Annotated in this window: 26 protein-coding genes; all 26 read right to left on the minus strand. The window is 61.9% G+C overall.

Features of this window, described 5'->3' with window-relative positions; genetic code table 11:
• Positions 1 to 3: 3 nt before the first annotated feature.
• The 26 genes from FGL15_RS05485 to FGL15_RS05600 all read right to left on the minus strand — a co-directional run bounded on the left by FGL15_RS05485 (position 4) and on the right by FGL15_RS05600 (position 12,750).
• Positions 4 to 300, minus strand: coding sequence for a hypothetical protein (locus FGL15_RS05485; protein WP_138945257.1), 297 nt, complete (start codon positions 298 to 300; stop codon positions 4 to 6).
• An 818-nt stretch (positions 301 to 1,118) separates the two neighbouring features.
• Entirely contained in the window at positions 1,119 to 1,388 is a 270-nt protein-coding gene (locus FGL15_RS05490; RefSeq protein ID WP_205858692.1) for an HNH endonuclease, read from the minus strand.
• A 117-nt stretch (positions 1,389 to 1,505) separates the two neighbouring features.
• Positions 1,506 to 1,826 (minus strand): hypothetical protein, encoded by a 321-nt coding sequence (locus tag FGL15_RS05495; RefSeq protein ID WP_138945259.1) that lies wholly within the window; start codon positions 1,824 to 1,826, stop codon positions 1,506 to 1,508.
• Positions 1,823 to 1,963, minus strand: a complete 141-nt coding sequence (locus tag FGL15_RS20225; protein ID WP_168223324.1) for a hypothetical protein — start codon at positions 1,961 to 1,963, stop codon at positions 1,823 to 1,825. The genes FGL15_RS05495 and FGL15_RS20225 overlap by 4 nt, the downstream gene beginning before the upstream one ends.
• Positions 1,953 to 2,201, minus strand: coding sequence for a hypothetical protein (locus tag FGL15_RS05500; RefSeq protein WP_138945260.1), 249 nt, complete (start codon positions 2,199 to 2,201; stop codon positions 1,953 to 1,955). The genes FGL15_RS20225 and FGL15_RS05500 overlap by 11 nt, the downstream gene beginning before the upstream one ends.
• Positions 2,191 to 2,400, minus strand: coding sequence for a hypothetical protein (locus FGL15_RS05505; protein WP_138945261.1), 210 nt, complete (start codon positions 2,398 to 2,400; stop codon positions 2,191 to 2,193). Before FGL15_RS05505 ends, FGL15_RS05500 begins: the two co-directional genes overlap by 11 nt.
• 191 nt (positions 2,401 to 2,591) lie before the next feature.
• On the minus strand, positions 2,592 to 2,804 hold the full coding sequence (locus FGL15_RS05510; protein WP_138945262.1) for a hypothetical protein: 213 nt from the start codon (positions 2,802 to 2,804) through the stop codon (positions 2,592 to 2,594).
• Positions 2,805 to 3,521: 717 nt separating this feature from the next.
• Complete coding sequence (locus FGL15_RS20230; RefSeq protein WP_168223325.1) at positions 3,522 to 3,659, minus strand: hypothetical protein; 138 nt, start codon at positions 3,657 to 3,659, stop codon at positions 3,522 to 3,524.
• Entirely contained in the window at positions 3,656 to 4,177 is a 522-nt protein-coding gene (locus tag FGL15_RS05515; RefSeq protein WP_138945263.1) for a DNA N-6-adenine-methyltransferase, read from the minus strand. The genes FGL15_RS20230 and FGL15_RS05515 overlap by 4 nt, the downstream gene beginning before the upstream one ends.
• Positions 4,174 to 4,872, minus strand: coding sequence for a hypothetical protein (locus FGL15_RS05520; RefSeq protein ID WP_138945264.1), 699 nt, complete (start codon positions 4,870 to 4,872; stop codon positions 4,174 to 4,176). Before FGL15_RS05520 ends, FGL15_RS05515 begins: the two co-directional genes overlap by 4 nt.
• Positions 4,865 to 5,056 (minus strand): hypothetical protein, encoded by a 192-nt coding sequence (locus tag FGL15_RS05525; protein WP_138945265.1) that lies wholly within the window; start codon positions 5,054 to 5,056, stop codon positions 4,865 to 4,867. The genes FGL15_RS05520 and FGL15_RS05525 overlap by 8 nt, the downstream gene beginning before the upstream one ends.
• Positions 5,057 to 5,176: 120 nt before the next feature.
• Entirely contained in the window at positions 5,177 to 5,620 is a 444-nt protein-coding gene (locus FGL15_RS05530; RefSeq protein ID WP_138945266.1) for a hypothetical protein, read from the minus strand.
• Positions 5,621 to 5,991: 371 nt separating this feature from the next.
• Positions 5,992 to 6,213, minus strand: a complete 222-nt coding sequence (locus FGL15_RS05535) for a hypothetical protein (protein WP_138945267.1) — start codon at positions 6,211 to 6,213, stop codon at positions 5,992 to 5,994.
• On the minus strand, positions 6,213 to 6,629 hold the full coding sequence (locus tag FGL15_RS05540; RefSeq protein ID WP_138945268.1) for a single-stranded DNA-binding protein: 417 nt from the start codon (positions 6,627 to 6,629) through the stop codon (positions 6,213 to 6,215). Before FGL15_RS05540 ends, FGL15_RS05535 begins: the two co-directional genes overlap by 1 nt.
• Positions 6,626 to 6,847, minus strand: a complete 222-nt coding sequence (locus FGL15_RS05545; protein WP_138945269.1) for a hypothetical protein — start codon at positions 6,845 to 6,847, stop codon at positions 6,626 to 6,628. Before FGL15_RS05545 ends, FGL15_RS05540 begins: the two co-directional genes overlap by 4 nt.
• 199 nt (positions 6,848 to 7,046) lie before the next feature.
• The gene (locus tag FGL15_RS05555; protein WP_138945271.1) at positions 7,047 to 7,484 is read right to left on the minus strand and encodes a hypothetical protein; all 438 of its coding nucleotides are present in this window, start codon (positions 7,482 to 7,484) and stop codon (positions 7,047 to 7,049) included.
• Positions 7,481 to 8,305 carry a hypothetical protein gene (locus tag FGL15_RS20510; protein ID WP_205858693.1) on the minus strand — a complete coding sequence of 275 codons (825 nt, stop codon included), beginning with the start codon at positions 8,303 to 8,305 and terminating at the stop codon, positions 7,481 to 7,483. The genes FGL15_RS05555 and FGL15_RS20510 overlap by 4 nt, the downstream gene beginning before the upstream one ends.
• Positions 8,306 to 8,904: 599 nt before the next feature.
• The gene (locus tag FGL15_RS05565) at positions 8,905 to 9,330 is read right to left on the minus strand and encodes a hypothetical protein (RefSeq protein ID WP_138945272.1); all 426 of its coding nucleotides are present in this window, start codon (positions 9,328 to 9,330) and stop codon (positions 8,905 to 8,907) included.
• On the minus strand, positions 9,327 to 9,545 hold the full coding sequence (locus FGL15_RS21440; RefSeq protein WP_138945273.1) for a WhiB family transcriptional regulator: 219 nt from the start codon (positions 9,543 to 9,545) through the stop codon (positions 9,327 to 9,329). Before FGL15_RS21440 ends, FGL15_RS05565 begins: the two co-directional genes overlap by 4 nt.
• Positions 9,542 to 9,772 (minus strand): hypothetical protein, encoded by a 231-nt coding sequence (locus FGL15_RS05575; RefSeq protein WP_138945274.1) that lies wholly within the window; start codon positions 9,770 to 9,772, stop codon positions 9,542 to 9,544. Before FGL15_RS05575 ends, FGL15_RS21440 begins: the two co-directional genes overlap by 4 nt.
• The gene (locus tag FGL15_RS20235; protein ID WP_168223326.1) at positions 9,769 to 9,945 is read right to left on the minus strand and encodes a hypothetical protein; all 177 of its coding nucleotides are present in this window, start codon (positions 9,943 to 9,945) and stop codon (positions 9,769 to 9,771) included. The genes FGL15_RS05575 and FGL15_RS20235 overlap by 4 nt, the downstream gene beginning before the upstream one ends.
• A gap of 284 nt (positions 9,946 to 10,229) precedes the next feature.
• Positions 10,230 to 10,592 carry a hypothetical protein gene (locus tag FGL15_RS05580; RefSeq protein ID WP_138945275.1) on the minus strand — a complete coding sequence of 121 codons (363 nt, stop codon included), beginning with the start codon at positions 10,590 to 10,592 and terminating at the stop codon, positions 10,230 to 10,232.
• Positions 10,589 to 11,143, minus strand: a complete 555-nt coding sequence (locus FGL15_RS05585) for a hypothetical protein (protein ID WP_138945276.1) — start codon at positions 11,141 to 11,143, stop codon at positions 10,589 to 10,591. The genes FGL15_RS05580 and FGL15_RS05585 overlap by 4 nt, the downstream gene beginning before the upstream one ends.
• On the minus strand, positions 11,143 to 11,451 hold the full coding sequence (locus FGL15_RS05590) for a hypothetical protein (RefSeq protein WP_138945277.1): 309 nt from the start codon (positions 11,449 to 11,451) through the stop codon (positions 11,143 to 11,145). Before FGL15_RS05590 ends, FGL15_RS05585 begins: the two co-directional genes overlap by 1 nt.
• Positions 11,448 to 12,335, minus strand: a complete 888-nt coding sequence (locus tag FGL15_RS05595; protein ID WP_168223327.1) for a PD-(D/E)XK nuclease-like domain-containing protein — start codon at positions 12,333 to 12,335, stop codon at positions 11,448 to 11,450. The genes FGL15_RS05590 and FGL15_RS05595 overlap by 4 nt, the downstream gene beginning before the upstream one ends.
• Positions 12,328 to 12,750: a hypothetical protein gene (locus tag FGL15_RS05600; RefSeq protein WP_138945279.1), complete on the minus strand. Its 423-nt coding sequence runs from the start codon at positions 12,748 to 12,750 to the stop codon at positions 12,328 to 12,330. Before FGL15_RS05600 ends, FGL15_RS05595 begins: the two co-directional genes overlap by 8 nt.
• Positions 12,751 to 12,758 lie beyond the last annotated feature (8 nt).

The raw sequence follows: 12,758 nt of genomic DNA on the forward strand, positions 1-12,758 counted from the left end.
AGCTCAGATGGCTTCCGCGTCGAACTCCCCGTCCTCGACATTCGCGCCACCCTCAGCCTCATCCGAATCCCGCGACACCAACGCCTCGATCTCCTTCGAGATCAACGACAACTGACGGTGCAAAGCAGCCTTCGCCGGGCCGCGCTCCTCCGGCAACGACGTCACGATCTCCCGACGCTGAGCAAGAAGAATCTGCAGATAGTCACCGAGCTCGATCGCCTCAGCCAGAGACAAAATCTTCGGCGGATCCGGCGTCTCATCAGGCGCCACAGCACGCAATTTCCTAGGCGCAGAACCCATGCGAGCACCTCCTAGAAACGAAAAAAACGACAGAGAGGGAGGACGTCAACACCCGGAGGTCTCTTGGGGTGGTGCTTGGGGTGGGGTCCCCGTGGGCCTCAGGCCCCTCTGAGCGACGTCTCGGGAGCCTTTGATCCCTTTCGGATGTTGCACCTGATGTGGGCCAGTTGTACGTTGTCTCGCGTGTGTGCCGCCTACGGATAGGGGCAGACGGTGGTCGAGGCTGGCACTCATCTGGTTAGGGAACTCGAGTGCTTTGTCCACTGGCTCGTTGCACAGTTGGCAGATCCAACCGTCTCGTTCATAGATGGAATCGGTGAAGATGGTCTCGGCCTGGTATCGATCAGCACCACGCTTCACTGCGTGCCGCTTCTTCCACACTGCTCTACGTTGTAGTGACCATTGGTCTGATGGTGGGTTGGCCATGCCGTTGGCTCGCTCCCACCTGCGGTAGTGCATGCGGCACATGCCACGGCTGGCGCTGGGGCGGTCGCAGTCGGGGGCGTTGCATGGGGTGGGTACGTGTGGCGGGCGTTGTTGCCGCGGCTTGGGGGTGTACTTGTTGCGAAGCTTGGTGAGGTAGGCGTCCCATGCTTCGGGATCTTGCCTCATGCGCTGGTACCTGGCTGCTTCTCTGCATCTGGCATCACAGTAGACGCGCCCGCCGTGCGTGTGGCTGATGTCTGCACCGCAGTGGGTGCATGTACGCTGGTTCATAGCCGTTGATCCTTCTTACCCAAGGTGATCGGTTAGGCCCCGGCAGATGTTGACGCATCTGGTTTGGGGCCGTTCTTATTCTCGCACGTGCCTCGGACATCTCAGCCGAGTGATCCGCTGCGTCGCACGATTGGTGCGATGAGCCTTGCCCTCTTCTTGGAGTTGCACAGTCGATGGGCTGCGGCGATGTTCGATAGTGCGTCTGCCCCGCCTCGATGGATCGGGATGACGTGGTCGATGACGAAAGACATGGGGTCCAGGTAGTCAGCGTCCCAGTCGATGGGGTCGCCGCAGATGTGGCAAGCGGGGCGTGCTGCCTTGATGCGTGCGCGGAAGCGGTTCTGTTTGCTGGTGTTGCGCTTCTCGGCCACGTCCAGCACCTCCGAGTGGTACATAACTCGACAAGTTCCGCGTCTTTCCGCGGTTCAACATTTGGGCGGTTTGGTCTAGCCCCGTGTTTTCTGAGACCGGAGTGGTACAAACGGGCTTCAGATGCGCCGGTATGCCGATCTCGGGAGCTTGCGCAGCTCGTACCGGATCTTGCGCTTGCCACCTGACGTCAGGATGCTGTTGCCCTGACGGTCGAGGACGAGCACTCGTACGATGACGAGGCGTCCGACGATGGTGAATGGGTCAGGCGGCAGCGTGTAGAGCCTGATGTCTGCTGCTTCGTCTGGTTCTCCTACGAAGTAGCCGAGTTCCTTGCCGATGGCGATGGTCCAGAAGGGTTGGCCGTAGGTCTTCGCAGCTTGGTAGGCGTCCTCGTAAGGTGTCGCCTGCACTCGAGGGGTGGTCTTCGTCTTCTTCATGCGTCTTCCCTCTTCATGGCCGGCGCCCATCCTTCGGTCATCCCAACCAGGTTGCTGACTGCCGTGTCCTGCTTGTCCCCGATGATCCCTGCCCCGGTGAGTGCTGCCCGTGCGTGGTCTTCCTGTTCAGCGTTCATGTTCTTCCCCTTCGACCGTTGCCGTCAGGACTGGTGCGGGGAAGAGTGAGCGTCCGGCGAAGACGATGATGTCTCGCATTGGGAAGCCGCTGACGTATCCGTAGGCGAGGTCGAAGATGGCCCGTCTGACGCCGTGGTCACGCATCTTTCGGGGGATGCCGCGTCCGAGGTCCATCAGTGGTCCGGTGTATCGACCTGTCTGGCCATTTGCTTTGCGCCATTGCATATCAGCGTTCATCGCTGGGTTCCTCGGGTGGGAGTTGGTGGCGGAAGATCGGTGACCCCATGCTGTCGAAGGTGACGAGCTGTGCGTTGCGTCTGATGCGTGCCAGCTGTTCATCGGTGAACGGGACGAACGTCTCGAGCCCTTCTGGCTCTCCCCAGATGCGATCTCCGGGCTTCCCAGGGATGATGCCACCGCGTGCGAGTTCACTCATGCGCTTCTCTCCCGCCGAGGCGGTGGTGCCATACGTTCCACCTGAGTACCCCGCTGCTCATGTCGCTGTGGTGTGTTGGTCCGCAGATGCAGTGTTCGTCGGGTTGGTGGTCGATGAGGTCACCGTCGGGGATGTGGTGGGTGTCTTTGGTGTGGTGGTGGATGATCCAGTCACTGCGCATGACAGTCTCCTCAGAGCTGCGACGCACTCCCGAACATGTCTTCTATTCGCATGGGCGCGGGCAGTGGAGCGAAGTAGGCGGGCAAGGTTGGCGCTTCCCGGACTGCGAGCCTCCTGCGTGCCTCGACGAGCGCTTCGAGCATGGCGTCGTAGGTCGCATCCTTGCGGTCCCTGTGGCCCTTCTCGAGCTTGGCGGTAACGATCAGATCGGTGAGGTCTCTCATCTCGGCCTCCAAGGCGTCTGTGGTGGGCAGTGACGACGCGTGTGTGTGGCTCTACGGCCTGTGCGTGTATGCCCACCGAAGGGGCGCGTTCCTGTCTTCGAGCGTGTTGGCTGTCACTAGCTGGCCTGTACCCTCGTCCGGGCTTGCCGAGACGTGTTGTCTTCGGACTGCCGGGGGTGCTACTGGTCGCTTCTCGCATGGTGGTGACGCTGAGACTGGAACGCGAGCTAGATACACGAAAAGGGCCAGCACCCGAAGATGCTGACCCTTTCTCGTGAAAGTCGAATGCCCCGGTTCTTGACAGAGTCATCCGAGGCATTTCCGATGCTACCAGCAAACTACAGGCTTGTCATTCATCACGTCCTCTCGCGTGTCTCCAAGGATGGAGTGCGTGCTCCTGTTCGGGCGACACGCTATGCCGGTGGTCGGTTCCGATCTCACACCGGCATTCGGCGCGAGTGAAACTCCCGATCGATGTGTGTCCCGGATCTGTTTCTATTGGCGCGGTATACCCGAGGGTCACTACCGCGTCGAGGATTGCCACCGCGTCGCGGAGGTACTCCTCCTGGGCGGACGCACCAATGTCATCCCACGGCGGCGAAAGCCGCCCGTTCACCACCACTCCGAAGCGTTTCGCATCCTGAGCCTGCATAAATAACGCCAGCCGATAGGCCGGTTGGTCGACCCTTGGCGTCCTACTCCTGGCGCTTTCCTGCGTCATGACTGCTCCTCTTCGATCAGGTGCGGTTCATTGTCCGCTTCCACATGCGCGGCGATGAAGTCGTACGGGCTACCCACAGCACGCAGCGACCTCAGTGCGGCGTCCAGCTCCGGGCGGGTCAGGTCGCGAGTCACGAAACCCTCCTTGGGTTGGCCCAGATGAGCAGGCAGCATCCGAACGGTGGGCGCTCGTTCGGTCCCACGTCCGTCTGCCCGGGCTTGATGAACCGCATGCGACCGGGAAGGAACTCGACCGTCAGCGGGGATCCGGGGCGGTCGCGGTGCGGTTCGACGTGCTCCTGCCACCACTTCTGCTCAACACGGTTCGCCGGGAGCAGCATCACAATCCCCCGGGTGTCGGGGTACTCCTGCCATGCCTTCCGCAGCCACTGGTCCAGGCCGCTGTACGGCGGGTTGCACCACACACGTTCACCCGCCCATGACTGCAGTAGGCCATTGTCTTCACGGGTGAAATACCGTTCGCACTTCGCGTTATGAGGTGCGGCAGCGACATCGAGGGTGAACCCTCCGAAGCGTTCGTTCCACGGCTCGAAGTAGATCGGGTGTGTCCCTCGGTCATCGACCTCGTCTAGCGCGCCACGCTTGGCGGTCTGCTGCGGGTGATTCGACGCCTTGAAACCAACGACACTCATCGCGGGACCTCCTTCCAGTCCATTTCTCCTCGTTTCTCCTCGACTTCGTCCCCGAGCTCGGACATTGCGTCTTCGCCTTCCCACGACACCGCACACACCGCATCCCGACACCGCACCCTCGGGTCGATCACTTGCCCGTCTTCGCCGCGCTGGTACTCCAACACGAGGGGATGGTTGCCGCCGTTGCCCATGTCGTCCACCCACTGATCCGTGTGGTGGACAGGGCACGGGTAAGGCAACTCTTCGCGGACGGGTGGTTTGAGGATGTTGGTGATGGTGCGTGCCCATTTGGTGAGTTCGCGGATCCTCCATTCGGGGTCGTTGTCGTACCGGGTGAACGCCACATACCAGGCGTTCAGGTTAGTGACCGGGTTGTGTCCTGGTGTGACTTCAGCCATGCGGCACCAGTCCCGGATTGCGGAGCTGATCTTCGCGAGGTGGAACAGGGCGGTCCCGTCGATGATGTTCCGAGTGTGCGCCAACGATGATGAGCCGGCGGTCGTGTTGGTGGATGGTTTCACAGCCTCCGCCAACTGCACCAACAGGGACGGGCTCTCAACTGTGTGAGTTGAGAGCCCGTTGCAGAGTTGCGCACACGTGTGTGTGGGTAACGGTCTACCGGTGTCGTCGGACGGTTTGATGTGCTCCACTGTGGTACGGGTGAGCGCTTGCACTGCATCGAGAAGGTCAGTCATCGGATGCCCCCAACGTCTTCGGCTCCAGCACCAGGCTGTCGGGCTTCACCACTGACGCGCGCCATCCGCCAAACTGAACGGAGACGGTAGTAGCGCGTATGTCATCATTCCCCCGGGTTACGGTGCCCAACCAACCGTGCTTCAGGTGCCGGACGTGCTCGCCGCGCAGAAAAATTTCGCTCATTGCCTCTCCTCCTGTTTCGTTTCTTGCGGGTACCCGTGCTCCTGCAAATCAGCGAGAAGACGAGGTTGGGAGTCGGCCATCTCGAAGGCTTGACCGATTGACGCCCACGGGGTCGGGAAATCAGACATGAGGCGCCTCTGATCGGCCATGACACGTCTGGCAGTTCGGGTTGCAGTCGGTGCCGTGCTCATGCTTCCGAAAACCGCACGCTCGACTGTGCGGCCGGCGATCCGTCGTCTCCGCTTTCACGGCTTCGAGAGACACAGGAGCAGCAGCGAGTTCCTCGTCGTCGCACGGTCGGCGCTCGTCAGGCACCGAGTCGAGGAGTGCACGCAGCTCCGGCACGATCGACGGGCGGTACAGGAACTGGAATCCGAGATTGATCTCCCGATCCCACATTTCCCGGAGCCCGGCGATGACCGTGTCTCGTCGCGCCTTCTCGGCCTCAGCAGCCTCCAACGCGTCACAGAGCTGGGTCATCGTCTCAGCGATTACTTGCATGTGTTCGTGCGCGTACCGGGCTGCCATGACATGCGCTTTCGCGATGAGTTTCGTGTTGTCCATCAGAATCCTTTCTTGGTGATCCACCGGGTGAAGTAGATAAGAGCAGCAGCAACCGCGATGTTGGATGCGGCAGCGAGGGTGCGGATGATGCGATCCGAGGTCACCAGAGACCTCCGATGTAGTGCATTCGGCCCAGCCACGTCAGGTGCGAGTCATGCGGCTCGGGTACGTCACATCCCTTGCAGCGGCGCGTGTAGAGCTTGATCCACAGTCGTTTCATGTCGTTCTCCTGTCGGGGTTGTTGGGGCAGTTCGGGTTGCCGCGGGTGTACGGGTTCGCGCACCGCCCGCACCGATGTTCGGTCTGTTCGTGTTCCTGGGGGTTCGGGCTGATCGGGGCGAGACTGTACGCACCCCGAACCGACTGACCCGTCACGAGTACATCCGCCTTGCGTAATCGGAACTGACCCCGATCGCGCGACTGATCGCGGACGTTCCGACACTGTCGCGAATGACCTCGTCTGCGAGCACCTTGGGCTCACCGTCCTTCTTCTCGACGCTCGATGTCACGACCACGCGTACGTCGTCACCCCGGCGAATGGCGGACCATGTTGACCAGCCGTCGCCTCCGTAGGCTGAGTTCACGGCGCTCATCAGAACGGGCTCTCATCCGACGCTGCCGCGCTCCACGCATCCTGCTGTGGCTGGCCCTGTGCGCCCCGTGGAGACGAGTTGCCTGCTCGCGGCACCACCGATAGGGTCGCGCCCTTGATGCGGACAGACGCGGCATTCTCCCCGTTCTGTTTCGTGTACACGTTCAGCTCCGGGAACCCATCGATGCGAACCAGCGTCCCCTTCGACACCGCAGCGACGATCGCCGGTGCCATGTCTTCCCAGAACGTGGCCTGGAACCACGTCGTCGGCCCCGAATCCTCCCACTCGTTGGTCTGTGGGTTCTTCTTCCGGGGCGTGTGGGCGACGTCGATGTTGACGACGTCCTTGCCGGCGGCGGTGCGGAGTTCGGGTTCGTTCGCGACGAATCCCTCGATGCTGACGGTGGCCTTGCTCATGGTGAAACTCCTTCGTACGGCGGAATGGGTTCGGGTTCCGGCGTCATGCGGAACCCTGCGTTTACGGCGGCTCGCGCCATGTCGAGGAACGACTCGTGGTAGCCGGCCGGGTAGAGGGTGGCGGGCGAATCAGGCTCAACCTCGTACCACGTCTGCTGAAGTATCGGCAGCAGCGCCATCACGTGCTCGTGGTGCGGGAACCTGCGGGACATCGTCATGCTGCTTGCTCCTTCGTGTTGTTGGTTACCCTGATGAACTGGGTCAACCGTTCCGTTTCGGCGTCATACGCCTCGATCTGACGTTGCGCCTTCGACTTCCGGTGCTTCTCGGCCTGCACATCCTTCGCGGGCACAGAAAGCAGAAACGCCACCTGAGAGAACTCAGATGACGCACGATGCTGGACAGGTTTCGGGTACCTCACGGGCGCCTCCCCACATCACCGACGTCGATCGGCCTACCCTCGAGCGCATCCAACTCCGAGAACGCCGCAGCGTTACGCCGATCGAGGTCCCGCATCGCCTGCAGACCGTGCTTCACGTCCGCCGGCAGTGGTTGACGGTTTGGCCACGACGACTCGATCAACCCACGAGCCTTCGCGGATCTCACGTCGGCCTCGATCTCGTAGTCGCTGTTGCGCTCAGCCACCTGCAGCGCGTCGACCATGTGACCGACCGACAGGTACTCGTGACGGCGCGGCCCACGGTGGTGTTCGATGACTGCCTGCTTGGCGTCTTCGTAGCTGGCCGCTGCGATCTCCGGAATCAGCTCCCACGCGGACACCGACACGTTGTCAACCTTGCGGTTGTCGAACCCCGCCGCCAACGTCAGCAGCATCCCAATCTCTTGCTTGTTCACTGGGTGATCTCCTTCGGCTGGTACGGGTCATCGGCGAGAGTCGCAAGGAACGCGAGGTTCTCATCACCGCGGGTGGGTGCACGCTGGATCGTGCGGGGCTGGGGTAATTCGTCGTCCCATCGCTCATGCGCCAACCATCTGCCGAGCGCGGGAACCATCTGCTTGTCGGTGGTGCGTGCGTAGGCGTCACCGAACCGGCTGACGACTGCGACTAGCTCATCGACGTCACCGAACTTCTTAACCGCGATCTTGAACTTCTCCGCAGCGGGCTTCCGTTCGACCTTCTTCGGCCAGTGCGACCATGCTTCATCGAACGCTCTCGCCAGCGCCGCAGGTGCTGAAGTGTCTGTTCCCCTGTTCCCCTGTTCCCCTGTTCCCCTGTTCCCCTGTTCCCCTGTTCCAGGCGCGAGGAGTAGCGACTCTTCGCGAGGAGTAGCGACGGACTCGCGAATGATGGAATCCTTGTAGTCGGAAGTGCCGTCTGGTCTGGGGTTTCTTCCCGCCTGTGCCTTGTCGATGCGTTGCACTGACTCCCAGAACGAGATGTAGAGCAAATTGCGCTCATCAGACGTGTATCGCCACACCAAACCGGCCCGGTGAAGCTCGGAAATCGCTTCGGACACCCTCGCGAGGGTTCGCGAGGGCTCGCGAATGAGGTCATGCAGGAAGCAGTCACCGACCAGAACGTTCACGTCGTCCTCGCCGACGCCGTTGTCATCGACGTACGACTCGAGCGCCTTCAACACCAGGCGGGCATCCCACGACACCGACGCGATGAGCTTCGAACGCCAGAACTCAGGTTTCGTCGAACGGATTCTCATGTCTCCTCCTTTCCTGTGTCATGCGGCGCCGTCACTGCCTGGGTGGACGTCTACCGGGAGCAAGCCGTCTATCGCGTCTCGTACCGCACCGGAGCCAGCGAAAATGTCGGTCACGTCATCCACGCCGGGCTCATACCCGAGCATGTCGAGCACCCAGCGGGTCCACTCGGGTGGTTTGGATCCCAGGAAACCGCTGGGTCGCACAGGCGCCACAAGAGCGTCGCGAACTCGCGTTCCTGATGAGCGGTCACGTCTGCCTGCGGGGATACGCACAACTACGGGCTCCCATGTGTTGATCAACCTGCCACCGCCCGGCATGGCGTTTGGCCTAACCCACACCGCCAGATGCGAGCCAGGGGCGGCGGCGAGTAGCAGTGATGCTGTTGTCGCGGCACCAGCTACCACCCAGCCGTCGTAGGTGGCGTCGAGTTCGCGAACAAGCGCCTGGTGTCGAGCCGGGCTGTCCCACTCGGCAGCGAGAGGGTGATGATCGGGTTTTCGAGCAGGTCGCCCACTGGTAGAAGCACGCCCCGACCCTCTACCGTTGCCATACCACCGGTCGGCGCGCCCAAGATAGGGCGGGTCTGCAATCGCTAGTTTCATCTGCTGAGCACTCCTTTCACGTAGTTCCCGCCAGCCGCGTCGATCAACTCGAGCGCCAAAGCAGTGTTGATTGGGTCAGCGTTTCCGAGCTCGTCAGGTAGAGCCCAAACGCCGGTCGACTTGTTGAAGAACGGGATCTGCGTCGCCAGCATCGAGCCGCGGTTCCTGACCAACTTCCAGCCCATGCGTTTGCCCATCGACTGGAACGCCGGATCGGACTCGAGTGCTTGGTTGTGTCCGGTGCACATCATCACCCCGTCAGCAGGCGTCAGTGTCGGCGCCTTGTGACCCCGACCACCGATGCCAGAAGACGACCGGTGATTCCACTCGAGCTGCCCCCAACACTTCGCTGAGAACGCCACACACACGCCACGCTCACGATCCACCGTCATACGGCGAACCAGCGGAGACGGGGCAGTCACGAGTCTCTCCATCCCGGCATGGCCATACGCTCCTGAGGCGTTGTGCCACCCCAGACGCCCCACTTCTCGCCACGGCGCAATGCGTAGGCCAGGCAGGAACTCGTCACCGCGCACAGCTCGCACACCTGCCTCGCATAGGAAGCACTGCCGCCGAGCTCGGGGAAGAACTCGTCGGGCGATACCGTGCGGCAGAGGGCGTCGTCCTCCCAACTCATTCCGTAGCCTCTTGGAACAGGACGTCAGTGCAACGCCGGTGCCGGCCCGATGAGTCGGTGAACCAGATGGCAGGTGAACCATTGCGCAGCGAAGACGCACGCGCCAGTCTGTAGGTCGGGAAGTGGAACTTGGATCCTTCGCCACGTTCCGCGGGCAACTGGAACCAGTACGGCTCCGAGAGGAACGTGGAGTGCTTGCCTGCCCACGGTGTTCCGATGTCGCTCATGCGAGCTCCTTGATGGTGAGGTTGAAGTGGGCGACGTCGTCTCGTTTGCGGACGTGGCGGATGGTGGGCATGACTCCCTTGCGTTGTGCGTTGTCGAATAGCCGATGACAACTGCTGCAGCGTGGGAAGTAGTGGTTCAGATCCAGCGAGTACCGCATGACGAAGCCACGCATGTTCTGCGTAAGCTCGTCCGGATCGGTTCCGTCGTAGGACCATTCGCGAGCACGACCACCGCAGTCGATACAGACCCGTTTTTTCGCGGTCCCGCGTGACCTATAGAGGCGCTTGTGGATCGCATCCCAAGACGGATACTCACCTTTGAGTGGTCGCCCACCGCGAGGGCCCGGGTCGTGAGGATCGCCGTTCTTCACTAGTCGCCTGTGGTGCATGACGCACAGCCCACGAACGTGACGCTCGCGGTCACAGCCGTCTAGGTCACACGGCTTCCGAACATGCTTCACGGCCGACCCTCCGTTTCGATTCCCCAGACCAGGACGAGCAGTTCGCGGACCGTCATGGTCACGTACTGGTCGATGAACTGGCCCTTGCGTGCCCGTTTGTGAATGACGATGCCGGCTCCAGCGTCAGCGTTGCCCGCTTCCTGTTGCGCTTCGGTGACCCATCCGGCGAGGTTCGTCTTGGCGACGTTCTTGCATTCGATGGCGAGCTTCCCGTTGGGGGTGCGTACGTTGGCGATGTCGCCGCGGTCGGCGGTCCCTCGGAGTGGTGCGCGGTCGATGCGGTCGTCTTCGAGGGCTGCGGCGAACCCGTCTGCGATGAGACGTTCGAACGTGGTGCCCTTCTGCTTCGACTTGCTCATGCCGGCCCCGCCTTCACACGCGTCCACTCGGCGGTGATCATGTCGATGATCGTCTTCCCTGCATGGTTGGCGCGTGCAGCGTGTCCGAGCGCAACGATCGCATCCAAGTCCTCGTTGGTCTCGTTTAACTCCTTCAACCAGTCCCGACCTGACGTGTCCTTCGGGGTCTCGAGCGGCTGCACAGTGAACGGTGCACGCTTCCCACGAGTGACGGTCAGGGCGATCGTGACGGGCTTCTCGATGTGAGACAGCGCGGCGATACGAATACCGCCGACCGCCTGCCCGCCGAACCTAACGTCCGGGTCACCGAACAACTTCATCTTGCGTCCGGCATACACGGACGAGTCGGCTCCCCAGCATCCGAGGAGCACCCGTCTCATGCTTTTCGAAGGCTTGAACGGGCGACCGGGGAACTCCGCCAAGTGCACTTCCACAGGCTGTTCAGCGTTGCCTGCCTTGACCTCGCTCACAGTGACCGTCTTCGGCCCGCCCACGTAGTCGTCGTAGTTCTGCTGGTCGCTCTTCGGGGCAGTTGTTTCTGCGATGTCCATCAGTACCAGTCCTTCCCTTCACGCCTCTCGAGGCGCTCAACTGTCGGGATGTAGAAGAGTGTCCGGTCCCAGGCCGACCGATCGTCCCGGCCGTCCTCGAAGGCGTTGAATCCCGGGTACTCGATCTCGACCCAGATGGTCTGATCTGTCTGCTTCGGGTTTGTCGTGAGGCGGTATTCGCAGCCCGCGCGGAGCAGGGCAAGTGCCTCACCAAGCTGTTTCTGCGCGTCAGCCGAATCACGGTCGTACCAGTGGTCGACCGGTACGACACCGCGCCAGCACAAGTCGATCAGTTGCTCTCGTTTCATGAGACCTGGATCTCTTCCTCTTCGGACTCATACACGGCCCATGTCGGGGGTGTGAGTGTTGCTGTTGGGTAGCCAGGCCACACGCCTGACTCGGTGCATTCGCGGTAGAGGTCGCGTGCTCGTTTGACGCGTTCCTTGGCGAGGTCTTCCCACATGAAGTCGAGGTCGTACACACCCACGAGGTAGGGGGCGGATTTCTCGACGACGATGAACTTGAACGGTTCGAGCTCGGTGCCAGTGATGGCGGTGTGGGTATCGCCGTACCAGCGGTCTTGGATGTGGTATCCGTACCGTGCGACGGCTTTGTTGAATCCGGCAGGTGACGCGTCGTCAGCGGTTTTCAGGTCGCCGGCTCGCACGCCGTTGTAGATGTCGAACCGTGCACGTGAGGGGACGCCTTCTACGTCTGCGAACAGGCTGACCTCGCGACCGTCGACGGATTCGAGGATCGCGCGAGCCTCAGGTTTCGCGAGGACGGATTCGGCCATCTCATCGACGGCTCGGATCTGGCCGGGTGACACTGGCGTCAGACCCTTCGCGCGTTGCTCCTCAGCCCACGCCATCGTCGCGGCCTTGGTCGAGACGTTCCCGCCCGGAGTCAGGTGCTCATCCGGGTACGCGATGACCCCTGCGCCGACTCCCAGCACCTTCGTGTGAGCTGCGGTGCCCACGTCAAATGCGGCACGCCCTGCCTGGGGGTGGGTGCGTTCGTAATGGAACTTGGCTGCTGACTTGAGGAGGCTTCTCGCGCCGGTAGAGGAAAGGGCCGGGTCGGAATGGTAGGCGGCCTCATCGAGTCCGTGAATGATCCCGGATCGGCGCTCACCTTCCACGCCCATTGCTGCCCGGATGGTGGCGGGGTCAGACTGCAAACGCTCAGACATCAGCCACTTCCTCTTCCTCGGCGGCATCCCACACGGCTTGCGGGTCGACGCCTCGGTCGGTCATGTAGTCCCACATCAGCTCGCTGAGGAGACCACCGTCTTCGGTGTACGCCCACAAGACGCGCGCCAGGGTGTCGGCCTGGTCGCGGTCCCGCTTCTGTGCCTCCACGAGCAGAACGGTTACCTGTTGGATCCCGATGATCGTCGTCAACGATTCGAGGTAGGCCTGCAACTTCTCATCGCGCTCGGGAGTGTCCCTGTCAGCCCGGAACCACTCACGCGATGTCTGCTCGTGGCGTACGCCTCGGGAGAGCGCAATGCGGGCGAAGTACTTGATCAAGTTGTCGGCGGTTACGTCCTCTTCACGTTCCGGCCAGCCGGTCTGCGCAACGATCGCTTTGGCTGCATCACTCATGCTCATGT

This window comes from Plantibacter sp. M259 (genome assembly GCF_006065115.1).
In the GTDB taxonomy this organism is placed as follows: Bacteria; Actinomycetota; Actinomycetes; order Actinomycetales; family Microbacteriaceae; genus Plantibacter; species Plantibacter auratus.